Source organism: Pseudomonas sp. SR18, from assembly GCF_023701505.1.
In the GTDB taxonomy this organism is placed as follows: Bacteria; Pseudomonadota; Gammaproteobacteria; order Pseudomonadales; family Pseudomonadaceae; genus Aquipseudomonas; species Aquipseudomonas cyclaminis.
On sequence record NZ_JAMQAU010000006.1, the window covers coordinates 62,722 to 84,205 of the forward strand.

At 61.9% G+C, this 21,484-nt stretch carries 22 protein-coding genes and 1 pseudogene; 17 read left to right on the forward strand and 6 right to left on the reverse strand.

Features of this window, described 5'->3' with window-relative positions; genetic code table 11:
* Positions 1–97 precede the first annotated feature (97 nt).
* A complete protein-coding gene (gene tpx, locus NDJ82_RS11270) occupies positions 98–598 on the reverse strand; it encodes a thiol peroxidase (RefSeq protein WP_250925472.1) in 501 nt (166 codons plus the stop codon).
* 158 nt (positions 599–756) lie between these two features.
* Between tpx and NDJ82_RS11275 the strand changes: the two genes are divergently transcribed.
* The 11 genes and pseudogenes from NDJ82_RS11275 to NDJ82_RS11325 all read left to right on the forward strand — a co-directional run bounded on the left by NDJ82_RS11275 (position 757) and on the right by NDJ82_RS11325 (position 12,044).
* Entirely contained in the window at positions 757–2,046 is a 1,290-nt protein-coding gene (locus NDJ82_RS11275) for a glycosyltransferase (protein WP_250925473.1), read from the forward strand.
* 72 nt (positions 2,047–2,118) lie between these two features.
* The gene (locus tag NDJ82_RS11280; protein ID WP_250925474.1) at positions 2,119–3,024 is read left to right on the forward strand and encodes an AraC family transcriptional regulator; all 906 of its coding nucleotides are present in this window, start codon (positions 2,119–2,121) and stop codon (positions 3,022–3,024) included.
* A gap of 218 nt (positions 3,025–3,242) precedes the next feature.
* Positions 3,243–4,526 carry an ABC transporter substrate-binding protein gene (locus NDJ82_RS11285; protein WP_502941235.1) on the forward strand — a complete coding sequence of 428 codons (1,284 nt, stop codon included), beginning with the start codon at positions 3,243–3,245 and terminating at the stop codon, positions 4,524–4,526.
* 88 nt (positions 4,527–4,614) lie between these two features.
* On the forward strand, positions 4,615–5,505 hold the full coding sequence (locus NDJ82_RS11290) for a carbohydrate ABC transporter permease (protein WP_099585188.1): 891 nt from the start codon (positions 4,615–4,617) through the stop codon (positions 5,503–5,505).
* Positions 5,506–5,515: 10 nt separating this feature from the next.
* Positions 5,516–6,346, forward strand: a complete 831-nt coding sequence (locus NDJ82_RS11295) for a carbohydrate ABC transporter permease (protein WP_017848429.1) — start codon at positions 5,516–5,518, stop codon at positions 6,344–6,346.
* A gap of 23 nt (positions 6,347–6,369) precedes the next feature.
* Positions 6,370–7,473: an ABC transporter ATP-binding protein gene (locus NDJ82_RS11300; RefSeq protein ID WP_158878991.1), complete on the forward strand. Its 1,104-nt coding sequence runs from the start codon at positions 6,370–6,372 to the stop codon at positions 7,471–7,473.
* An 18-nt stretch (positions 7,474–7,491) separates the two neighbouring features.
* The gene (locus NDJ82_RS11305; protein ID WP_250925476.1) at positions 7,492–8,973 is read left to right on the forward strand and encodes a mannitol dehydrogenase family protein; all 1,482 of its coding nucleotides are present in this window, start codon (positions 7,492–7,494) and stop codon (positions 8,971–8,973) included.
* Positions 8,974–9,038: 65 nt separating this feature from the next.
* Positions 9,039–10,520, forward strand: a complete 1,482-nt coding sequence (gene xylB, locus NDJ82_RS11310) for a xylulokinase (RefSeq protein WP_250925477.1) — start codon at positions 9,039–9,041, stop codon at positions 10,518–10,520.
* A 12-nt stretch (positions 10,521–10,532) separates the two neighbouring features.
* On the forward strand, positions 10,533–11,471 hold the full coding sequence (locus NDJ82_RS11315; protein WP_250925478.1) for a carbohydrate kinase family protein: 939 nt from the start codon (positions 10,533–10,535) through the stop codon (positions 11,469–11,471).
* A 15-nt stretch (positions 11,472–11,486) separates the two neighbouring features.
* Positions 11,487–11,567 (forward strand): annotated as a pseudogene (locus NDJ82_RS11320) (DUF2790 domain-containing protein); the annotation flags it as partial.
* 78 nt (positions 11,568–11,645) lie between these two features.
* Positions 11,646–12,044: a hypothetical protein gene (locus tag NDJ82_RS11325; protein WP_112195076.1), complete on the forward strand. Its 399-nt coding sequence runs from the start codon at positions 11,646–11,648 to the stop codon at positions 12,042–12,044.
* On the opposite strand, the gene NDJ82_RS11330 is transcribed toward NDJ82_RS11325, so the two are convergent.
* The gene (locus tag NDJ82_RS11330) at positions 12,041–12,310 is read right to left on the reverse strand and encodes a DUF1652 domain-containing protein (protein WP_112195074.1); all 270 of its coding nucleotides are present in this window, start codon (positions 12,308–12,310) and stop codon (positions 12,041–12,043) included. The two genes, NDJ82_RS11325 and NDJ82_RS11330, sit on opposite strands and share 4 nt — an antisense overlap.
* Positions 12,311–12,528: 218 nt before the next feature.
* Complete coding sequence (gene ilvA, locus NDJ82_RS11335; RefSeq protein WP_250925479.1) at positions 12,529–13,560, reverse strand: threonine ammonia-lyase, biosynthetic; 1,032 nt, start codon at positions 13,558–13,560, stop codon at positions 12,529–12,531.
* A 272-nt stretch (positions 13,561–13,832) separates the two neighbouring features.
* Here ilvA and NDJ82_RS11340 point away from each other — a divergent pair, with 272 nt between their 5' ends.
* Positions 13,833–14,033 (forward strand): ParD-like family protein, encoded by a 201-nt coding sequence (locus NDJ82_RS11340; protein ID WP_099585196.1) that lies wholly within the window; start codon positions 13,833–13,835, stop codon positions 14,031–14,033.
* Positions 14,033–14,788: a type I methionyl aminopeptidase gene (map, locus tag NDJ82_RS11345; RefSeq protein ID WP_112195070.1), complete on the forward strand. Its 756-nt coding sequence runs from the start codon at positions 14,033–14,035 to the stop codon at positions 14,786–14,788. Before NDJ82_RS11340 ends, map begins: the two co-directional genes overlap by 1 nt.
* Before the next feature lie 13 nt (positions 14,789–14,801).
* Here the strand turns inward: map and sfnG are convergent, their stop codons facing one another.
* On the reverse strand, positions 14,802–15,887 hold the full coding sequence (gene sfnG / locus NDJ82_RS11350) for a dimethylsulfone monooxygenase SfnG (protein ID WP_112195068.1): 1,086 nt from the start codon (positions 15,885–15,887) through the stop codon (positions 14,802–14,804).
* A gap of 266 nt (positions 15,888–16,153) precedes the next feature.
* On the opposite strand from sfnG, the gene NDJ82_RS11355 reads away from it, so the two are divergent.
* A complete protein-coding gene (locus NDJ82_RS11355; protein WP_191947902.1) occupies positions 16,154–17,392 on the forward strand; it encodes an acyl-CoA dehydrogenase family protein in 1,239 nt (412 codons plus the stop codon).
* A gap of 28 nt (positions 17,393–17,420) precedes the next feature.
* Here the strand turns inward: NDJ82_RS11355 and NDJ82_RS11360 are convergent, their stop codons facing one another.
* The gene (locus NDJ82_RS11360; RefSeq protein ID WP_099585200.1) at positions 17,421–18,206 is read right to left on the reverse strand and encodes a sulfite exporter TauE/SafE family protein; all 786 of its coding nucleotides are present in this window, start codon (positions 18,204–18,206) and stop codon (positions 17,421–17,423) included.
* A 194-nt stretch (positions 18,207–18,400) separates the two neighbouring features.
* On the opposite strand from NDJ82_RS11360, the gene NDJ82_RS11365 reads away from it, so the two are divergent.
* The 3 genes from NDJ82_RS11365 (at position 18,401) to NDJ82_RS11375 (ending at position 20,180) form a co-directional block, all read left to right on the forward strand.
* Positions 18,401–18,922, forward strand: a complete 522-nt coding sequence (locus tag NDJ82_RS11365) for a DUF3455 domain-containing protein (RefSeq protein WP_158878983.1) — start codon at positions 18,401–18,403, stop codon at positions 18,920–18,922.
* 62 nt (positions 18,923–18,984) lie between these two features.
* Entirely contained in the window at positions 18,985–19,509 is a 525-nt protein-coding gene (locus NDJ82_RS11370; protein ID WP_099585202.1) for a sigma-70 family RNA polymerase sigma factor, read from the forward strand.
* Positions 19,506–20,180: an anti-sigma factor gene (locus tag NDJ82_RS11375; RefSeq protein WP_250925480.1), complete on the forward strand. Its 675-nt coding sequence runs from the start codon at positions 19,506–19,508 to the stop codon at positions 20,178–20,180. Before NDJ82_RS11370 ends, NDJ82_RS11375 begins: the two co-directional genes overlap by 4 nt.
* On the opposite strand, the gene NDJ82_RS11380 is transcribed toward NDJ82_RS11375, so the two are convergent.
* Positions 20,181–21,482 (reverse strand): ATP-binding protein, encoded by a 1,302-nt coding sequence (locus tag NDJ82_RS11380; RefSeq protein ID WP_099585204.1) that lies wholly within the window; start codon positions 21,480–21,482, stop codon positions 20,181–20,183.
* Positions 21,483–21,484 lie beyond the last annotated feature (2 nt).

Here is a 21,484-nt window from a genome sequence, read left to right on the forward strand (position 1 = left end):
AACGTCTGAAGCACAAATGAAAACGGCCTGGACTAGGCCAGGCCGCAATCATGTATCACGGGTGTTACTGCAAAACGACAGACATGCGCTGGAACAATTACTTCAGAACAGCCAGCGCTGCTTCGTAGTTGGGTTCTTCAGCGATTTCAGCAACCAGTTCGCTGTGCAGCACATTGTCGTTTTCGTCCAGCACCACGACGGCGCGGGCGGTCAGGCCTTTGAGCGGGCCGTCGGCAATCGACACACCGTAATCAACGGCGAAATCCGAATCGCGGAAATCCGACAGGTTTTTCACGTTTTCCAGGCCTTCGGAGCCGCAGAAGCGTGCCTGGGCGAATGGCAGGTCGGTGGAAATGCACAGCACCACGGTGTTTTTCACATCATTGGCCTGGGCGTTGAATTTGCGCACCGACGTCGCGCAGGTCGGGGTATCGACGCTTGGGAAGATGTTCAGCACTTTGCGCTTGCCGGCAAAGGACTCCAGGTTTGCGTCCGACAGGTCGCCGGCGGTCAGAGTGAAGTCTGCAGCTTTGGCGCCGACTTTCGGCAATTCGCCTTCAACCTGGACCGGGTTGCCTTTGAGGGTGACTTGAGCCATGAACGGAATCCTTATGCGGGTTTTGGTTAAACGAATTCAAGAGGCGGAAGTTAACCACAAAGTGCCGTGGCGACCTACCGCCAGACACAAATTGTCATGCGTGCCGGTTGTGGTTTAATTGCGCGCTTTTCGCCCGCCCTTTAAGGAAGCTGTTGTTGATGAAACCTCCTGCCACCAAAGTTCTGGTCATTGGTTATGTCTGGCCGGAGCCGCGTTCCTCGGCCGCAGGCGGGCACATGATGCAGATTCTGGAAACTTTTCTTACGCAAGGTTGGGAGGTTACCTTCAGCAGCCCTGCCGCACTCGGCGAACACAAGGCCGACCTGCTCGCCCTGGGCATCGCCGAATGCGCCATCGAGCTCAATAACAGCAGTTTCGATGATTTTATCCGCCAACTCGCCCCGGATATCGTGTTGTTCGACCGTTTCATGATGGAAGAGCAGTTCGGCTGGCGCGTGGAAAAATACTGCCCCGACGCCTTGCGCGTGCTGGAGACCTGCGACCTGCATAGCCTGCGCGACGCACGCCAGCAACGGCTCAAGAACCACCTCAAGACCCATCCCGACAGCGACGACTTCAGCGCCCTGTTTGCGCCCGCGCTGGAGGAAGAATTCCAGCTGATGGCCGGCTCCGAAGTGGCCAAGCGCGAAATCGCAGCGATTTACCGCTGCGACATCAACCTGATGATCTCCGATGTGGAAATACGCCTGCTGACCGAGCAGTTCAAGGTGCCGGCCGCCCTGTTCCACTGGTGCCCGCTGATGCTGGAGCCCGCCACCGAAGCCTTCGTTCCCTTTGAGGACCGCGCGCACTTCCTCAGCATCGGCAACTTCCGCCACGCGCCCAATTGGGACGCCGTGCTGTGGATGAAGAACAGCCTGTGGCCGCTGATTCGACAACAGTTACCCGGCGCGCAACTGCATATCTATGGCGCCTACACCCCGCCCAAGGCCACCGCCCTGCACAACCCGGCCCAGGGTTTTCATGTGATGAACTGGGCCGAAGATGCGCTGCAAGTGATGCGCGCCGCACGCATTTGCCTTGCCCCCCTGCGCTTTGGCGCGGGCATCAAGGGCAAGCTGGCGGACGCGATGCTGTGCGGCACGCCGAACATCACCACGCCCATCGGCGCCGAGGCCATGGGTGATGAGCAGCCATGGCCGGGCATGATCGAACCCAGCGCGCCGGCCCTGGCCGCCGCCGCGGTGGCCTTGTACCAGGACCGCGAGCGCTGGACCCAGGCCCAGGAAGACGGGCGCCAGTTGATTGCCCGCCGCTACGACCAGAACGTCCACGGCCCCGCGCTGGTGGAGTGCCTGGAGCATTGCCGCCGTCACCTCGCCGCTCATCGCCGCGACAACTTCACCGGCAGCATGCTGCGCCATCACGCCCACAAAAGTACCCAGTACATGTCCCAGTGGATCGAGGCGAAAAACCGCACGTTCTAAACGCCGACGCTGGCAGGGTCGCGCACAAGGGGGCATTATTCGGGTCGCAACCAACAATAAAGCGACGCCAGCATGACCCGAGCAGCGCGCATCACCGATCCTTCCTACGAACTGATGGACGACCACAACGGTCTGTCCATCATCTATCGCCAGCACGGCTTCCCCTGCCCGCTGGTGCGCTGGCACTTCCACAAGGAATACGAACTGCACCTGATCGTCGCCAGCTCCGGCAAGGTGTTTATCGGCGACTACATCGGCAACTTCTACCCTGAAAGTCTGTTCCTCACCGGCCCCAACCTGCCCCATAACTGGATCAGCCAGGTGGAGGAAGACGAAGTGGTGCCCAAGCGCGACATGCTGGTGAACTTCACCGATGACTTGCTGGAGAACGGCAGCCATATCTTCACCGAGTTGAAGACCCTTGCCCCGCTGCTGGAACGGGCGCAGTACGGCATCGAGTTCCGCTGCAAAAAGACCATCGCCCAGGCCGTGACCCTGATGCAACGCATCGAAGACGCCCCGGGCATGGCACGCCTGGGCCACTTCTTTATCCTGCTGGAAGTGCTCAGCGCGTGTGAGGACTATCAGCTTCTGTCCGGCGTGACCACGCCACAGCTGGCTGACGAGCACAGCATCGACCGCACCAACCGGGCGGTGGACTACATCTTTGCCCATTACGCCCGCGAGTTGCCGCTGGAGGAAGTCGCTGAGTACCTGGGCATGAAGCCGACGTACTTTTCGCGGGTGTTCAAACAGGCCACCGGGCGCACGTTTATCGAGTTCGTCAATCGGCTGCGTATCAGCAAGTCCTGCGAATTGCTGGCAGATGGCGATAAGGCCGTCACCGATGTGTGCTTTGAGTCGGGGTTCAACAATATTTCCAACTTCAACCGGCGCTTTCAGCAACTCAAGGGCATGACCCCTTCCCACTACCGGCGCCTGGCGGTGCAGCGGCTGACGGAGCAGAACCTGGCTTGAGGGGTTCAACGGCCGTGTGATCGAGTGCAAAAAAGTATCAGTTCAAGTGCGCCCAAGGATTTGTCACAACCCCGTTTGAAGGCTGTAATCAACGCACACTCTTCCTGACTCCCCGTAGGAAGACACAACAACAATAACTGTCCTTCTGTAGCCCCCTGGGCGCGGAAATGGAGTGCGCGATGAAGTTCACAGCAAAAACTCTGCTTGCCTGTTCTTGCATGACTACCTGCATGACCCTCAGCGCCGTCAGCTTTGGCGCGCAGACCCTGACCATTGCCACCGTCAACAACAGCGACATGATCCGCATGCAAAAGCTCTCGAAGACCTTCGAGGCCGAGCATCCCGAGATCAAGCTGAACTGGGTGGTGCTCGAAGAAAACGTGCTGCGCCAACGCCTGACCACTGACATCGCCACCCAAGGCGGACAGTTCGACGTGCTGACCATCGGCATGTACGAAGCTGCACTCTGGGGCGCCAAGGGTTGGCTGGAGCCGATGAAGGATCTGCCGGCGTCCTACGACCTCGACGACGTGTTCCCTTCGGTGCGTGACGGTTTGTCCGTCAAAGGCTCGCTGTACGCCTTGCCGTTCTACGCTGAAAGCTCGATCACCTATTACCGCACCGACCTGTTCAAGGACGCCGGGCTGAGCATGCCCGAACACCCGACCTGGACCCAGATCGGCGAATTCGCGGCCAAACTCACCGATAAAACCAAAGAGCAATACGGCCTGTGCCTGCGTGGCAAAGCCGGTTGGGGTGAGAACATGGCGCTGATCACCACCCTGGCCAACGGCTATGGCGCGCGCTGGTTCGATGAGAAGTGGCAGCCTGAATTCAACGGCCCCGAGTGGAAGGACGCGCTGAACTTCTACGTCGACAACATGAAGAAATCCGGCCCGCCGGGGGCGTCCAGTAACGGTTTCAACGAAAACCTGGCGCTGTTCAACAGCGGCAAGTGCGCGATCTGGGTCGACGCCAGCGTGGCCGGCTCGTTTGTCACCGACAAGTCCCAGAGCAAGGTGGCCGATAACGTTGACTTCACCTTCGCCCCACACGAAAAAACCGACAAAGGCACTTCTTGGCTGTACTCCTGGTCACTGGCGATCCCGACCAGCTCCAAGGCCAAGGACGCCGCCAAAGTGTTCACCAGTTGGGCAACCTCCAAGGAATATGGCGCACTGGTCGCCAAGACCGACGGCGTGGCCAACGTACCGCCAGGTACGCGCAAGTCGACCTACAGCGACGCCTACATGAAAGCCGCGCCGTTCGCCAAGGTGACCCTGGAATCGCTGAAAGTCGCGGACCCGACCAAACCGACGCTCAAGCCGGTGCCGTATATCGGTATCCAGTTGGTGACCATTCCCGAATTCCAGGCGATTGGCACGCAGGTCGGCAAGTTCTTCTCCGGTGCGTTGACCGGCCAGCAAACGGTGGATGCGGCGTTGACTGCGGCGCAGACCACCACCGAGCGTGAAATGAAGCGCGCCGGTTACCCCAAGTAACCTGAGCCTCACCACAGTCAAATGTGGGAGGGGGCTTGCCCTTCCCACACTGACCGCGTTTGCATGTACCTGACTGGTCTTGATCCCCATGAATACACCCGCCAAAAACCGCCTGGCCAACCCTGGCTGGTTTCTCGTCAGCCCCTCGGTGGCCTTGCTGCTGCTGTGGATGATCGTGCCCCTGGGCATGACCCTGTACTTTTCGCTGATCCGCTACAACCTGCTCTACCCCGGCGAAAACCAATTCGTGGGCCTGGAGAACTTCACCTACTTCATTACGGACTCGGGCTTCCTGCCCGGCGCCACCAATACCCTGTTGCTGGTGGGCAGCGTGCTGTTGATCAGCGTGGTGTTCGGCGTGTTGATCAGTGCCTTGCTGGAGGCCAGTGAGTTCTTCGGTCGCGGCCTGGTGCGGGTGCTGCTGATTTCGCCGTTCTTCATCATGCCCACCGTCGGTGCGCTGATCTGGAAGAACCTGATTTTCCACCCGGTGTCGGGGGTGCTTGCCGCCGTATGGAAGCTGTTCGGCGCCGAGCCGGTGGACTGGCTGGCGCACTATCCGTTGCTGTCGATCATCATCATTGTGTCGTGGCAATGGCTGCCGTTCGCGATCCTGTTGCTGATGACCGCCATGCAGTCCCTCGACCAGGAACAAAAGGAAGCCGCACGCCTGGACGGTGCCGGCGCCATCGCGATCTTCTGGCACCTGACCCTGCCCCACCTGGCCCGCCCGATTGCCGTGGTGGTGATGATCGAAACGATCTTTTTGCTCTCGGTGTTCGCCGAAATCTTCACCACCACCAACGGCGGCCCCGGCTACGCCTCGACCAACCTCGCCTACCTAATCTACAACCAGGCGCTGGTGCAGTTCGACGTGGGCATGGCGTCGGCCGGCGGCTTGATTGCCGTGGTCATCGCCAATATCGCGGCGATCATCCTGGTGCGGATGATCGGCAAAAACCTGACTGACAAGCCTTGAGGGCCGCGCCATGACGCTTCAACAATCCCGCCGCCTGCAGAGCCTGTTGCTCGGCACATTGGCCTGGGCCATCGCGATCCTGATCTTCTTCCCGATCTTCTGGATGGTGCTGACCAGCTTCAAGACCGAAATCGACGCGTTCGCCACGCCGCCGCAGTTCATCTTCACGCCGACGCTGGAGAACTACCTGCACATCAACGAGCGCAGCAACTACTTCAGCTATGCCTGGAACTCGGTGCTGATTTCCTTCAGCGCCACCGCTCTTTGCCTACTGATCTCGGTGCCAGCGGCCTACTCCATGGCGTTCTACGAAACCCAGCGCACCAAGGGCACGCTGCTGTGGATGCTGTCCACCAAAATGCTGCCGCCGGTGGGCGTGCTGATGCCGATCTACCTGCTGGCCAAGAGTTTTGGCCTGCTGGATACGCGCATCGCGCTGATCATCATCTACACCCTGATCAACCTGCCGATTGTGGTGTGGATGGTCTACACCTACTTCAAAGACATCCCCAAGGACATCCTCGAAGCCGCCCGCCTGGACGGCGCCACCCTGTGGCAGGAAATGGTCCGCGTGCTGCTGCCGATTGCCAAGGGCGGCCTGGCCTCCACGGTGTTGCTGTCGCTGATCCTGTGCTGGAACGAGGCGTTCTGGTCGCTGAACCTGACCTCATCGAACGCCGCGCCGTTGACCGCGCTGATCGCCTCCTACTCCAGCCCCGAAGGCTTGTTCTGGGCCAAATTGTCCGCCGTCTCGACCCTCGCCTGTGCGCCGATCCTGATCTTTGGCTGGATCAGCCAGAAACAGCTGGTACGCGGTTTGTCCTTCGGCGCCGTTAAATAATAATTTCTAGCGGAGGGCCCATCATGGCCAACCTGAAAATCAAGAATCTGCAAAAAGGCTTCGAAGGTTTCTCGATCATCAAAGGCATCGACCTGGAAGTGAACGACAAGGAGTTCGTGGTCTTCGTCGGCCCGTCGGGCTGCGGTAAGTCCACCCTGCTGCGCCTGATCGCCGGCCTGGAAGAAGTCAGCGCAGGCACCATCGAACTCGACGGTCGCGACATCACTGAAGTGACCCCGGCCAAGCGCGACCTGGCGATGGTGTTCCAGACGTACGCGCTGTACCCGCATATGAGCGTGCGCAAGAATATGTCGTTTGCCCTGGACCTGGCCGGCGTTGACAAGAAGCTGGTCGAAAGCAAAGTCAGCGAGGCGGCGCGCATCCTGGAACTGGGCCCGCTGCTGGAGCGCAAGCCCAAGCAACTGTCGGGCGGCCAGCGCCAGCGCGTGGCGATTGGCCGCGCGATTGTGCGCAACCCGAAGATTTTCCTGTTCGATGAACCGCTGTCCAACCTCGACGCCGCCCTGCGCGTACAGATGCGCCTGGAACTGGCGCGCCTGCACAAAGAACTGCAGGCGACCATGATCTACGTGACCCACGACCAGGTCGAGGCCATGACCCTGGCCGACAAAGTGGTGGTGCTGAACAGCGGCCGTATCGAGCAGGTCGGCTCGCCGCTGGAGCTGTATCACCAGCCGGCCAACCTGTTTGTGGCGGGCTTTCTCGGCACGCCGAAGATGGGCTTTCTCAAGGGCAAGGTCACCCGCGTCGAGTCCCAGGCCTGCGAAGTGCAACTGGACGCCGGCACCTTGATCACCCTGCCGCTCAGTGGCCCGACCTTGAACGTCGGCAGCGCGATCACCCTGGGCATTCGTCCGGAACACCTGGAAATCGCAGCGCCTGGCCAAACCACCCTGACCGTCACCGCCGATGTGGGCGAGCGCCTGGGCAGCGACACGTTCTGCCACGTCAACACCGCCAACGGCGAGCCGTTGACCCTGCGCATCCGCGGCGACATGGCCAGCCAGTATGGCGAAACCCTGCACCTGCACCTGGACCCGGCGCACTGCCACCTGTTCGACACCGACGGCGTGGCCGTGGCCCGCCCACTGCGCGCTGCCGCCTGATTTCGCGAGTATTACGTTATGAAACTGAATAAACAGAACCTCACGCAACTGGCTGGGCAGGTGAAAATCCCGGCCTACGCCATTGCCGACACCCGCCAGGGCATCGCCCATATCGGCGTCGGCGGTTTCCACCGGGCGCATCAGGCGTATTACACCGATGCGCTGATGAACTCAGGTGAAGGCCTGGACTGGAGCATCTGCGGCGTCGGCCTGCGGGCCGAAGACCGCAAGGCCCGCGACGACCTGGCGAGTCAGGATTTTCTCTTCACCCTGTATGAACTGGGCGACACCGACGACACCGAAGTGCGTGTGATCGGTGCCATCAGCGACATGCTGCTGGCCGAAGACGGCGCCCAGGCGCTGATCGACAAACTGGCCAACCCCGCCATTCGTATCGTCTCCCTGACCATCACCGAAGGCGGCTACTGCATCGACGACAGCAACGGCGAGTTCATGGCTCATCTGCCGCAGATCCAGCATGATTTGGCCCACCCGAACGCACCCAAAACCGTCTTCGGCTTTATCTGCGCCGCCCTCACCCAGCGCCGCGCCGCCGGTATTCCGGCGTTCACTGTAATGTCCTGCGATAACCTGCCCCACAACGGCGCCGTCACACGCAAGGCGCTGCTGGCCTTCGCCGCCCTGCACAACGCCGAGCTGCACGACTGGATCAAGGCCAACGTAACCTTCCCGAACGCCATGGTCGACCGCATCACGCCGATGACCAGCACCGCCCACCGCCTGCAATTGCATGACGAGCACGGCATCGACGATGCCTGGCCGGTGGTGTGCGAACCCTTTGTGCAGTGGGTGCTGGAAGACAAATTCGTCAACGGCCGCCCGGCCTGGGAAAAGGTCGGCGTGCAGTTCACCGATGACGTCACGCCCTATGAAGAAATGAAGATCGGCCTGCTCAATGGCAGTCATTTGGCCCTGACTTACCTGGGATTTCTCAAAGGTTATCGGTTTGTGCACGAGACCATGAACGACCCGGTGTTTGTGGCCTATATACGCGCCTATATGGACTTGGACGTCACGCCGAACCTCGCGCCGGTGCCGGGAATTGACCTGACCGAATACAAACAGACCTTGGTCGACCGTTTTTCCAACCAAGCGATTGCCGACCAGTTGGAGCGGGTGTGCTCGGATGGTTCGTCGAAATTTCCCAAGTTCACCGTGCCGACCATCAATCGTCTGATCGCGGACGGCCGCGAGACTGAACGCGCTGCACTGGTGGTCGCCGCCTGGGCCTTGTATTTGAAGGGCGTGGATGAGAACGGCGTGAGCTACAAGATCCCGGATCCACGTGCCGAGTTTTTCCAGGATCTGGTGAGCGATGACGCGCTGATCAGCAAGCGCTTGCTGGGCGTTGAAGAGATTTTCGGCACGGCTATTCCCAACTCGCCTGAGTTTGTGGCAGCGTTCGAGCGGTGTTTTGTGAGCTTGCGTGACAACGGCGTCACTAAAACGCTGAAGCTGTTACTGAAGAAACCGGCCTAAAAATGTGGGATGGGGCAAGCCCCCTCCCACATTTACACTCCAACAATAATGCTGAGCAAATCATCATGACCCAGCAAAACCTGTTCCTCGGCATCGACTGCGGCACCCAGGGCACCAAGGCCATCGTCCTCGACGCTTCCAGCGGCAAGGTGCTGGGCCTCGGCGCCGCCGCGCACACGCTGATCAGCGGCGCCAACGGCCGCCGCGAGCAGCACACCCAGGAATGGCTGGACGCCTTTACCGAAGCCACTCACCGCGCCCTGCAACAGGCCGGCGTGGACGGCCAGGACATCCTCGGCATCGGCGTTTCCGGCCAGCAACATGGCCTGGTCTTGCTGGATGCCGAGGGCCAGGTATTGCGCCCGGCCAAGTTGTGGTGCGACACCGAAACCGCCGCCGAAAACGAGCGCCTGTTGCAGCACCTGGGCGGCGAAAGCGGCTCGCTGGAGCGCCTGGGCGTGGCCATCGCGCCGGGCTACACCGTGTCCAAACTGCTCTGGACCCGCGAACAGCACCCGGACATCTTCAAGCAAATCGCCCATGTCCTGCTGCCCCACGACTACCTCAATTACTGGCTGACCGGCCGTGCCGTCGCGGAATACGGCGATGCCTCGGGCACCGGCTACTTCAACGTGCGCAGCCGCGAATGGGATGTGGCGCTGCTCAGGCACATCGACCCGAGCGGACGCCTTGAAAAGGCGCTGCCGCAATTGGTTGAAGCCAATCAAAGCGTCGGCACGATTCTGCCGGCCATTGCCGAACGCCTGGGCATCAACCCCAATGCGATTGTCGCCAGCGGCGGCGGCGACAACATGATGGGCGCCATCGGCACCGGTAATATCGCGCCTGGCGTGATCACCATGAGCCTGGGTTCATCGGGAACCGTCTACGCATTTTCGGACCAGCCCAACGTGAGCCCACAGGCCTCGGTGGCGACCTTCTGCTCATCCAGCGGCGGCTGGCTGCCGCTGATCTGCACCATGAACCTGACCAACGCCACCGGGGTGATGCGCGAGCTGTTCGAGCTGGACCTGAACACCTTCAACGCCCTGGTCGAGCAAGCACCGATCGGCGCCGACGGCGTGAGCATGCTGCCGTTCCTCAACGGCGAGCGCGTGCCTGCCCTGCCCCACGCCACCGGCAGCCTGCACGGGCTGACCATGACCAACCTGACCCGCGCCAACCTGTGCCGCGCCGTGGTCGAAGGCACCACCTTCGGCCTGCGTTACGGCCTCGACCTGCTGCGTCAGACCGGCCTGCAAAGCCAGAGTATCCGCCTGATCGGCGGCGGCTCGAAAAGCCCGGTGTGGCGGCAGATGGTCGCCGATATCATGAACACCGAAGTGATCTGCACCGAACAAAGCGAAGCCGCCGCCCTGGGCGCGGCGATCCAGGCGGCGTGGAGCCAGTCCGGCGAATCCCTGGCCAGCCTGTGCGACAAATGCGTGAGCGTCGATCCGGCCAGCCGTACGCTGCCGGTCGCGGCCAATGTCCGCGCCTATCAACAGGCGTACGAGCGTTATCAACAGCTAGTGGCAACCCTTTAAGAGCGAACGACTATGTATCTGGTGTGTGGTGAAGCGCTGTTTGATTTCTTCAGCGAAGAGGATGCCAGCGGGCTGGCGTCGAAGGTCAACTACAAGTCGATTGCCGGCGGTTCGCCGTTCAATGTCGCCGTCGGCTTGCGCCGCCTGGGCATTGAGGCGGGGCTGTTCGGCGGCGTGTCCACTGACTTCCTCGGCCGTCGCTTGGTGCAGGTGCTCCAGGATGAAGGCGTGAGTCAGCAATTTCTGGTGGAATTCGCCGCGCCGACGACCTTGGCAATGGTCGCCGTGGGCGCCAATGGCTCGCCGCAGTACAGTTTTCGCGGCGAAGGCTGCGCCGACCGGCAACTGCACGTCGCGCACCTGCCTGTGCTGGGTGATGACGTGCGTGGGCTGCATATCGGCTCGTTCTCCCTGGTGGTGCAGCCGATTGGCGACACCCTGCTGGCCCTGGTCCGGCGCGAAAGCGGCCGGCGCCTGATCAGCCTCGACCCCAACGTGCGCCTCAACCCGCAACCGGATATCCAGTTATGGCGCGACCGCGTCGCGGAGTTGGCCAAACATGCCGACCTGATCAAGGTCAGCGACGAGGACTTGCACCTGCTGTACCCCGACCAATCCCCCGAAAGCGTGCTGCAAGGCTGGTTGCAGCACCGGTGCCAGTTGGTGTTTCTCACCCGTGGCGGCGACGGCGCCACGGTGTTCAGCCGCCAGCATGGCACGTGGTCGCAACCGGCGGTCAAGGTGGTGATGGCCGACACCGTGGGCGCCGGCGATACCTTCCAGGCGGCGTTGATTGCCTGGCTGACCGAGCAGCAGTTGGATTCGGTCGACGGTCTGCAACAGCTCACCCGGGCGCAGATCGACGCCATGCTTGGCTTCGCGATTCGCGCAGCCGCCCTGACCTGCACCAAGACCGGCCCGGACTTGCCGTATCGCCAGCAGTTGGGCTGAACGCCCGGTTTCATGATCAAGTTCGTGGACAAGGCCGGGAAAATCGAGGACGTGGGCTATCGCAAGCTGTCCGATGCGTGCAGCTTCCAGAATTGAGCCTTGCACGGTCACACAGCAAGACCGCGTAGATAGGCGTATTCTGGCGGGCTTGTCCCCAGGCCGAAAGGAATCGCCATGCCGTTGAGTTTTCGTACCCTCGCCACCGCAACCGCCCTGCTGTGCTTCGCCCTCGCGCTTATCTGGGGGCTGCGCCCCGAGCTGCTGCTCGGCATGTGGGGCGTGACATCGTCCGACGCCACCGGCCTGGTGGCCCGCCGCAGCGCCGCGCTGTTCCTGGCCATCGGCATCATGTTTTACCGCGCCCGCCATGCGCCACCCTCGGACACACGTCGCGCCATGACCAGTGGCTTTGCCATCGGTTGCCTGGTGTTGGCTGTGCTGGGCGTGTGTGAGTGGTTCAGCGGCAATGCCGGACCGGGGATTTTCCTGGCCGTGGCAACGGAAACCGTACTGGGCCTGGCATTTGTCCAGGCCCATAGGTCTTCGGTGGTTCATTCTCAGGCGTCTGCCTAGTAATAGGCTCGACCTCCCGCTCTCTTGAGGGCGGGTGCATGGGTATGTTTGAGGTCTTCACGCAACCCGGTGATCAGGTTGCAAATCGCTCGACTGCTGTCGAGTTTGTCTGCGTTGATGCCTTTGACTTCCAAATCCACCCGGTCACGGTCGCGGTCGTCGTAGACCTTGATCGTCAGCGAAGCATCTTCGGCTTTGGTGCATTCGCACCGTTTGGGCAGGAAACTTCCTTCAATAATGCTGCGTAGCTCTAGTTCCGAAAGCATGGCTAACCTCTCCTTTTTTGAGACTGCCAACAGAGTGTTTTGTTATGTGTCATGCAGGCGCTTGCCAGCCTTGGAAGACGCCTTCATCCACTCAGCGTACTCAACAAAATGCGCGCGTGTAGTAACAATTCCTCATAAGAACGGTACAAGTTTATATAACTTAAACCGGGCCTCGCCCGAAGCGTTTATATCATCGGCGAACAGCCACGATTAAACGTTTAACTCTGCAGTTCGTGTGCGTACGCTGTGACCCTTTCAGCAACATGTCGCAAACTATCAAAGTTGATATTCGCCCCGGAATTCACCGCCACCAGGGTCTGGGCACGCACACCATGCTCCAGGACGTACTTGCGAATGCCCGCCACCGCCAGTGCGCCGGAGGGTTCGGTGATGGCGCGGGTATCGTCGTAGATCAGCTTGATCGCGCTGCATAGCTGGTCGTTGCTCACAGTGATGACCTCGTCCACCCAATCGCGGCAGATTTCAAACCCGTAGGCGCCGATCTGCGCCACTGCGGTGCCGTCGGCAAACCCGTCCACGCTGGGCAGCACCACGCGTTCACCGGCGCGCAAGGCGGCCAGCAGGCAACTGGAGCCTTCCGGCTCGACCCCGATGATGCGCACCTCCGGCCGCAGGTATTTGACGTAGGCGGCGATGCCGGCGATCAGGCCGCCACCGCCCACCGGCACGAAGATCGCGTCCAGCGGGCCCTGTTGCTGGCGCAGGAGTTCCATGGCCACGGTGCCCTGGCCGGCGATCACGTCCGGGTCATCGAACGGCGAAACGAAAGTACAGCCCGAGGTCTCGGCCAGTTGCAGCGCATGGGCCAGGGCGAACGGGAAACTCTCGCCATGCAGCACCGCTTCGGCGCCTCGGGAGCGCACACCCAAGACCTTCAACTCCGGCGTGCTGCAGGGCATGACGATACGCGCCTTGATCCCCAGCTCCCGCGCCGCCAGCGCCACGCCCTGAGCGTGATTGCCTGCCGAGGCCGTCACTACGCCACGCGCCTTTTGCTCGTCGGTGAGCTGCACCAACTTGTTGTAGGCACCGCGGATCTTGAAGGAAAAGGTCGGCTGCAAGTCTTCACGCTTGAGCAGCACCGTGTTGCCGAGCAACGCCGATAACGCCGGCGCCGCCTGCAACGGCGTGCGCACCGCCAGGTCGTAGACGGGCGCGGCGAGGATCTTTTTCACGTAGTGCTCAAGCAGTGCGGTGTCTTGGCTAGCCCTTGGGGTTGATGCGCTCATCGGTGTCTCCTGGCTTTTTTTGGATGGCCCTGGAGACGGAAAAACAAAACCCGCCTCTAAGGCGGGTTTGGGTGCAGCCGTGTGCTATCCCGCCAAATGAGGAATGGCGGTAATAATGCTTGGCTGGCTGCGGAAGGCTTGAAATGTCATGTCACGAAATTAACCGGGCGTTGCCGTGCAAGTCAATGACCCAGCGCCATTTAGCCCGTGGGGTTTACGCCGGACATACGAAACGTATACGCTTTGTATATCCAACTTAAACAGTGAACCCCATGGGCATCGTCAAGATCACCGACCAACTGCACGAACAACTGCGCCTGGCCAGCGCGACGATGGACCGTTCCATCAACGCTCAGGCCGAGTTCTGGATCAAGATCGGCCTGCTCGCCGAACTCAACCCCAGCCTGCCCTACAACGAGCTGATTAACAGATTGTTGCTCGACAAACCCGACCTGATCCGGGGGCGCAGCTGATGATCAAGACCACCGCCCAACTGGCCGTGATGCGCGAAGCCGGGCGCCTGCTGGCCCAGGTGTTCAGCATGCTCGACGGTTTTGTCGCCGCCGGCCGCTCCACCCTGGAGCTGGACGCCGCCGTCGAAGCCTTCATCCGTAACGACCTCAAAGCCCGTCCCGCCAGCCTGGGGCAATACGATTACCCGTTCTCGATCAACACCTCGATCAACGAGGTGGTGTGCCATGGCATGCCCAGCGCCAAGGAGATCCTCAAGGACGGCGACATCATCAATATCGACATCACCCTGGAAAAAGGCGGCTACATCGCCGATTCCAGCAAGATGTACATGATCGGCACCGTTGCCCCCAAGGCCCGGCGCCTGGTGGAGATGACCTTCGAAGCGATGTGGGCCGGCATCCGCCAGGTCAAGCCCGGCGCCCGCCTGGGTGATATTGGCCACGCGATCCAGAGCCACGCCCAGGCCAACGGCTACAGCGTGGTGCGTGAATACTGTGGTCATGGCATCGGCAAGCAGATGCATGAGGAACCGCAAATCCTGCATTTCGGCCGCCCCGGCACCGGTCTGGAGCTGCGCGAAGGCATGGTGTTTACCATCGAGCCGATGCTCAACCAGGGCGGCGCCAAGACACGCAGCCTCAAGGATGGCTGGACGGTGGTTACCAAGGACAACAGCCTGTCGGCGCAGTGGGAACACACCGTGGCGGTGACGGCGGACGGGTTCGAGGTGTTGACCTTGCAGCCAGGCGCCTGAGCCTGGCCTGGGCTCAGGCCACTTCCCTGATCCCCTGCTTGGCTTCCAGCTCACGCACCAGCGGCAACACGCGCTTGCCGAAGTACTCCACTTCTTCCTGGAAGTGCAGGAACCCCGCCAGCACCAGATCCACCCCCACGGCCTTGAGTGCAATGATGCGCTCGGCGATCTGCTGCGGGGTGCCGATCAGGTTGGTCTTGAAGCCGTCGTTGTACTGCACCAGGTCTTCAAAGCTGGACTTGGCCCAGTTGCCCTCGCCTTCCGGTGAAGCCTTGCCCGCCTGCCTGGCCGCATCGCCAAACGCATTGACCGCTTCCGGGTCCGCCTTGTTGATAATCTCGGCGAGCACAGCGCGGGCTTCTTCTTCGGTGTCGCGGGCGATCACAAATGCGTTGACGCCGACCTTGACCGAATGGTTATTCGCCGCCGCCTTGGCGCGAATGTCATCGACCTGGGCCTTGATCCCTTCCGGGGTGTTGCCGTTGGTGAAGTACCAGTCGGAGACTCGTGCCGCCATGTCCCGCGCCGCCCGTGAACTGCCGCCCTGGAACACTTCCGGCTGGCCCAGTGGCTTGGGCTTGAGGGTGTAGTTATTGAAGCGATAGAAATCGCCCTTGAAGGTGAAGTCGTCCTGGGTCCAGATGCCTTTGAGGGCGCGGATAAATTCTTCGGAGCGGCGATAGCGCTCATCGTGCTCCAGCCAGTGTTCGCCGATGGCCTGGAATTCCCCCTTGAACCAGCCGCTGACGATATTCACCGCGATGCGGCCATTGGTGAGTTGGTCGATGGTCGCCAGTTGCTTGGCCGCCAGCGCCGGCTGCCACGGGCCAGGCAGGATCGCCGCGATGACCTTGAGCGTGGTGGTGGCCGCCAGCAGCGCATGGCTGAACGCCACGGATTCATGCTGGTTCTCGGCGCCGTAGCCGGCGGTGAAACGGATCTGGGTGAGGCCATACTCAAATCCGGCAGCTTCGGCCAGTTGCGCCAGTTTGCGGTTGTAGTCGATGCCCCAGTCGGTGCGTTGTTCAATCTTGCTGACCACCAGCCCACCGCTGACGTTGGGCACCCAATAGGCAAATTTCACGGCTTGCTGACTCATCGAACGGTACCTCGTGCAAAAGGGATGTAACAGGGCTTGAGCAGCAAGCGTGCCAGCCAGACGCAAACGCCCACACCATGAGGGTTGCGGCCAAAAATCAGGCCATGGCGGGCGGGCAGGCAAATGTCAGGGATTGCGCCGGTTTGTCGGATTGCTGTTGCTGGCGCAACAGTGACCCAGGCAAATCCCCCGTAAACATTGGGCCACGCACCCGGCACGGAGTGTGCAATCCCCCCTGCATTGACCACTGCCCCGGAGCCTTGCCCATGACTGAACATCACGTCATCAACCCGCTGTCCATCGGCGTCGATTACCCCACCCTGGCCGCGCGTTTTCGCCCGATCTTCCAGCGCATTGCCGACGGTGCGGTGCAGCGCGAACTCAGCCGCACCCTGCCCCATGAGCCGATCCAATGGCTCAAGGAGGCCGGCTTTGGCGCGGTGCGCGTCCCGGTGGAATACGGCGGCGGCGGTGCGTCCCTGCCCCAGTTGTTTGAACTGTTGATCGAACTGGCCGAAGCCGACTCCAACGTGCCGCAGGCGCTGCGCGGGCATTTCGCCTTTGCCGAAGACCGCCTGAATGCGCCGCCGAGCGCCGGGCGCGACCTGTGGTTCAAGCGGTTTGTCGACGGCGACATCGTCGGCTGCGCCTGGACCGAAATCGGCAACGTGGCCATCGGGGAGGTGGTCACCCAGGTCAGCCCCGACGGCGACAAGTGGAAACTCAACGGTGAAAAGTTCTACAGCACCGGCAGCATCTTCTCTGACTGGATCGACGTGTACGCCCAGCGCAGCGACACCGGCGCCGACGTGATCGCCGCCACCCGCGCACGCCAGCCGGGCGTGGTGCACAGCGACGATTGGGACGGCTTCGGCCAGCGCACCACTGGCAGCGGCACTTCGCGCTTTACCGACGCCGAGGTCGAGGCCGACAACGTCATCGACTTCGCCACCCGCTTCAAATACCAGACCGCGTTCTACCAGTTGGTGCTGCTGGCCAGCCTGGCCGGTATCGGCCGTGCGGCCCTGCGCGACGTGGCCCATCAAGTGCGTAGCCGAAAGCGCATCTACAGCCATGGCAATGCGCCCCATGTGAGCCAGGACGCACAGATTCAACAGGTAGTCGGCGAAGTGGCGGCGCTGGTGTATGCCGCGCAAGCCAGTGCCTTGAGGGCGACGTTACCGGCACAACAGGCCTACGTGGCACGGTTTGGCGGTGATGATGCGGTGGAGCGCGAAGCCAATGTGGCGGCCGAGATTGAATCGGCGACGGCGCAGGTGGTGGTGTCGCAGTTGATCCAGCGCGCGACCAGCGAGCTGTTCAATGCGCTGGGGGCGTCGGATGTGCGCCAGGGCAAGGCCCTTGATCGGCACTGGCGCAATGCGCGGACGGTGTCGTCGCACAACCCGGTGATCTACAAGGCGCGGATTGTGGGGGACTGGGTGATCAATGGAACTGAGCCGCCGTTCGTATGGCAGATCGGCAACGGCCCGGCAAAGCACTGAGGCCTGGCACACTTGGAGTGCCTATAGCCTAGAAGGCCAGTTTGTACCCGACCGCCATCAACATGATCGCCAGGCACGGGCGCAGCACGCCGTCCGGGATCTTGCCGGTCATGTGGCTGCCCACATAAATGCCCGGCAGTGAGCCCATCAGCAGAAAACCCAACAGGTGCCAGTCCATATTGCCCATGCCCGCATGGCCCAGGCCCGCCACCAGGGTCAGGGGCACGGCGTGGGCGATTTCGGTGCCGACCAGACGGCGGGTGGCCAGGAACGGGTACAGGATAAACAACGCCACGGTGCCGAGTGCGCCGGCGCCGATGGAGGTCAGGGCGACCATGGTGCCGAGGATGGCGCCGGTAAGCACCGTCAGCGCGTTGAGATTGCGCGGGTTCATGTGATAGCTGTCGCCCGCATGGCGCTGGGCAAAGGCCAACAGGGTTTTCTTGAACAGGATCGCCAGGGCCGTCAGCAGCAGCACCACGCCGAGGGCTTGCTTGATCACCGCGTTCATCGCCGTCGGGTCAGTGTGCAAGCTGGCGAGGAACCACAGGGTCAGCAGCACCGCAGGCACGCTGCCCAGGGTCAGCCAGCCGGTGATGGTCCAGTCGATGTTCTTGTTCTTGCTGTGGACCAGCACGCCACCGGACTTGGTGATGGCGGCGTACAGCAGGTCAGTACCCACGGCCGTGGCCGGGTTGATGCCGAACCACAACAGGATCGGGGTCATCAACGAGCCCCCGCCGACACCGGTCATGCCCACGATAAAACCCACGATCAGGCCGGCAATTACGAAACCAAAGTTACCCACTTCCATTACAGCTACCCGCGGCCTTATAAATTTCTGGCGGCAGGATAGCGATTTTTCTTATAACGACTTATACCAATATGATCTGACTTTAGATCTTTTTCGCCTGATGCAGTTTTTTTTGCCGAGCCCTGCATCCAGTTGGCGTGCCCATGGGTAGTCCTTGCAGCAACCCTGCTGTTTCATCTAATGGAGAAACACCCATGAACGCTAAAGCCCTGCTCTGCCTCACCGGTTTGCTCGTGGCCAGCCCTGCCGCCTTTGCCCAGGCCGGCCTGCCCGACAGCATCAAGGTGCCGGACGGTCATAAAGTGGCGATGGAAACCACCGGCGTCGGCGAAATCACCTACGAGTGCCGTGATAAAGCCAACGCTGCGGGCCAGACCGAATGGACCTTCGTCGGCCCCAAGGCCGTGCTCAATGATCGCAGCGGCAAGCCAGTCGGCACTTACTTCGGCCCACCTGCCACCTGGCAAGCCAAGGACGGTTCGAAAATCACCGGTACGCAACTGGCCGTGGCGCCATCGAGCCCGGGCAACCTGCCGTATCAACTGGTCAAGGCCAACCCGGCCGAAGGCAAAGGCGCGATGAGTGGCGTGAGTTACATCCAGCGTGTCGCCCTGAAAGGCGGCGTGGCGCCGAGCAGCGAGTGCACAGCCGCCAACAAGGGTAAGCAGGAAGTGGTGAAGTACCAGGCCGACTACATCTTCTGGGCGGCCAACTGAGCAAACTGCGCTACGCTGCCTGTGGCGGGCACGCTCGCCACAGGGGTTCAGCCATTTGAGGGATGCGCGTGTTTGATTACGAAGCCTGTCTGCTGGCCTGTGCCCGTGGCGACCAACGCGCCCTGCGCCGACTGTATGAGCAGGACAGCAGCCATTTGCTCGGCGTAGCCCTGCGTATCGTGCGTGATCGGGCGCTGGCCGAGGATATCGTGCATGACGCGTTTATCAGGATCTGGCGCGGCGCTGGCAGTTTCGACCCCAGCCGTGGTTCGGCGCGGGGTTGGGTATTCAGCGTGACCCGTCACCTGGCCCTTAATCTGGTGCGCAATCATTACCGTGAGGTGCCGCTGGGCGACGAACACGAACAGGTCGCAGCGCCCACTGACACGTTTGAATTTTCCGCGCGTTCCGGGCAGATCCACACCTGCCTGGAGCAGCTCGACCCGGCCCGTCGCACCTGCATCCTGCATGCGTATGTCGACGGCTATTCCCACAGCGAAATCGCATCGAGGCTGGATACCCCGCTGGGGACCGTCAAAGCCTGGATCAAACGTAGCCTCGCCGCGCTGCGGGAGTGCATGGCATGAACAACCCCTTGGACGAATTGGCCAGCGAATACGTGCTGGGCACCCTGCCCGCCGAACAACGGGCCGAGGTGGAGCAACGCCTGCCCCACGATGCCGAGTTGCGTGCGGCGGTGGATGCCTGGGAACAGCGCCTGCTGCCCCTGACTGCGTTGGCCGAACCGGTGTTGCCTTCAGCACAGTTATGGCGGCGTATCGAACGCCACACCGCCAGCCCGGACGCCCGCGTCCCCTGGTGGAACCTGCTGGCGTTGTGGCGTGGCCTGGCCGCTGCCGGCTTGGCGGCGAGTGTGGTGCTGGCGGCGTTATTGCTGACCCGCCCGCCCATCGCGGATCCGGCCTTTGTGGTGGTGCTGGTGGCACCGCAAAGCCAGGCACCGGGTTGGGTGATCCAGGCCAGCAATGACCAGAACATCCAGCTGATTCCATTGGGTGTGATGGAGGTTCCGGCGGACAAGGCCCTGCAGTTCTGGACCAAGGGCGATGGCTGGCAAGGTCCGGTATCACTGGGGCTGGTCAAGCCGGGTCAAACGCTGTCGGTGCCGCTGGACCGGCTCCCGCCGCTGTCGCCCAACCAATTGTTCGAGCTGACCCTGGAAGACCCGCGCGGCTCGCCGACCGGCAAACCCACCGGGCCGATCCAGGCCATCGGCCGTGCGGTCAAGGTGCTCTGATCAACCGACGCACGGCAGCCACACGCGAAACCGTGCGCCGCCCAACGGCGATGTCTGGGCCGTCAAGGTACCGCCCTGGGCTTCCAGGGCGCGGCGGCTGATGGCCAGGCCCAGGCCGAAGCCGCCGGTGCTGCGGTCGCGGCTGCGGTCGAGGCGGTAGAACGGTTCGAAGATGCGCTCGCGCTGGTCCAACGGGATGCCGATGCCATCGTCGTCCACCCAGATTTCACACCCCTTGGGACACACCTTGACCCCCACCTGGATGCGTTTGTCGCAGTAGCGCGTGGCGTTGCGCAACAGGTTTTGCAAGGCGCGGGCCGTCAGGCGTGGATCGAGGCTGAAGCGCTCGACGGCGCAGTCGAGCACCACGTCGATGACGATCTCGGGGTTTTCCAACTCGTCGTCGACGCTGCCCAGCACGCTGTCGATAAATTCATCAAGCACTACGTCCACCCGCTCCGGCAGTTGCGCCGGGTTTTGCAGGCGGCTGTAGGAGAGCAACTCCAGCACCAGTTCATCCAGCTCACGGATATGCGCCACCAGGCCGTGCAGGCGCTCGCGGCTGGCCTCGGGCAAGTCTTCGGACAGCGCCAGCGCCAGGCCGAAATCCAGGCGCGTCAACGGCGTGCGCAGTTCGTGGGAGACGGCGTTGAGCAAATCCCGCTGCTGGTTGAGCAGGTGTTCGATGTCGTCGGCCATGGTGTCGAACACCGCCGCCAGGCTGCCGATGTTGGAGCTGGGCGGGATACGGGTGCGCTCGGCCAGGTTGCCCTTGCCCAATTGGGCGGCGGTGCTTTTCAGGCGTTCCAGATCGCGCCAGTGCGGGCGCAGCCAGAACAGCAGGCACGCGAGCAACGCCGCACCGATCAGCACATTCATCGACCAGTACAGCAGGTTCATGTCCAGCGGGTCTGGCGGGACGGTCAGCTTGACCACGAACTGCTGGTTGAGCGGCGAGCTGATTTCTTCCATCCAGCCCCACTCCCCCAGGCGAATCACCGGTTTGCCCTGCTCCAGCAGCGCTGCTTCCTGCGGGGTGTAGCTGGCGTCCTGGCGCAGCAGCAGTTGCACTTTGAGCGGTGCAAAGTCGCGGCCCAGTTGCTCGGTCACCTGGGACCAACGCTCCACCGGCGCCCGTTGGTACTGCCTGACGATCAGGGTTTGCTGGCCACGGGACTGCTCGACGTTGTAATCCAGGTAACGGTGTTCGAACAGCTGGATGACCAGTTTGGGAATCAGGTACATCGCCGCGCTGTAGGTGACGATGGTGATCAGGTAGAGGCGCAGCAGCACACGAAACATGG

Coding starts and splice junctions, on each gene's coding strand:
- NDJ82_RS11355 (WP_191947902.1), top strand. CDS start 16,154: ATGACTGAACATCACGTCATCAACCCGCTGTCCATCGGCGTCGATTAC.
- NDJ82_RS11285 (WP_502941235.1), top strand. CDS start 3,243: ATGACTACCTGCATGACCCTCAGCGCCGTCAGCTTTGGCGCGCAGACC.
- ilvA (WP_250925479.1), bottom strand. CDS start 13,560: ATGAGCGCATCAACCCCAAGGGCTAGCCAAGACACCGCACTGCTTGAG.
- NDJ82_RS11360 (WP_099585200.1), bottom strand. CDS start 18,206: ATGGAAGTGGGTAACTTTGGTTTCGTAATTGCCGGCCTGATCGTGGGT.
- NDJ82_RS11300 (WP_158878991.1), top strand. CDS start 6,370: ATGGCCAACCTGAAAATCAAGAATCTGCAAAAAGGCTTCGAAGGTTTC.
- NDJ82_RS11325 (WP_112195076.1), top strand. CDS start 11,646: ATGCCGTTGAGTTTTCGTACCCTCGCCACCGCAACCGCCCTGCTGTGC.
- NDJ82_RS11275 (WP_250925473.1), top strand. CDS start 757: ATGAAACCTCCTGCCACCAAAGTTCTGGTCATTGGTTATGTCTGGCCG.
- NDJ82_RS11380 (WP_099585204.1), bottom strand. CDS start 21,482: ATGTTTCGTGTGCTGCTGCGCCTCTACCTGATCACCATCGTCACCTAC.
- NDJ82_RS11305 (WP_250925476.1), top strand. CDS start 7,492: ATGAAACTGAATAAACAGAACCTCACGCAACTGGCTGGGCAGGTGAAA.
- NDJ82_RS11315 (WP_250925478.1), top strand. CDS start 10,533: ATGTATCTGGTGTGTGGTGAAGCGCTGTTTGATTTCTTCAGCGAAGAG.
- NDJ82_RS11280 (WP_250925474.1), top strand. CDS start 2,119: ATGACCCGAGCAGCGCGCATCACCGATCCTTCCTACGAACTGATGGAC.
- NDJ82_RS11370 (WP_099585202.1), top strand. CDS start 18,985: ATGCGCGTGTTTGATTACGAAGCCTGTCTGCTGGCCTGTGCCCGTGGC.
- NDJ82_RS11290 (WP_099585188.1), top strand. CDS start 4,615: ATGAATACACCCGCCAAAAACCGCCTGGCCAACCCTGGCTGGTTTCTC.
- tpx (WP_250925472.1), bottom strand. CDS start 598: ATGGCTCAAGTCACCCTCAAAGGCAACCCGGTCCAGGTTGAAGGCGAA.
- sfnG (WP_112195068.1), bottom strand. CDS start 15,887: ATGAGTCAGCAAGCCGTGAAATTTGCCTATTGGGTGCCCAACGTCAGC.
- xylB (WP_250925477.1), top strand. CDS start 9,039: ATGACCCAGCAAAACCTGTTCCTCGGCATCGACTGCGGCACCCAGGGC.
- NDJ82_RS11295 (WP_017848429.1), top strand. CDS start 5,516: ATGACGCTTCAACAATCCCGCCGCCTGCAGAGCCTGTTGCTCGGCACA.
- NDJ82_RS11365 (WP_158878983.1), top strand. CDS start 18,401: ATGAACGCTAAAGCCCTGCTCTGCCTCACCGGTTTGCTCGTGGCCAGC.
- NDJ82_RS11375 (WP_250925480.1), top strand. CDS start 19,506: ATGAACAACCCCTTGGACGAATTGGCCAGCGAATACGTGCTGGGCACC.
- NDJ82_RS11340 (WP_099585196.1), top strand. CDS start 13,833: ATGGGCATCGTCAAGATCACCGACCAACTGCACGAACAACTGCGCCTG.
- map (WP_112195070.1), top strand. CDS start 14,033: ATGATCAAGACCACCGCCCAACTGGCCGTGATGCGCGAAGCCGGGCGC.
- NDJ82_RS11330 (WP_112195074.1), bottom strand. CDS start 12,310: ATGCTTTCGGAACTAGAGCTACGCAGCATTATTGAAGGAAGTTTCCTG.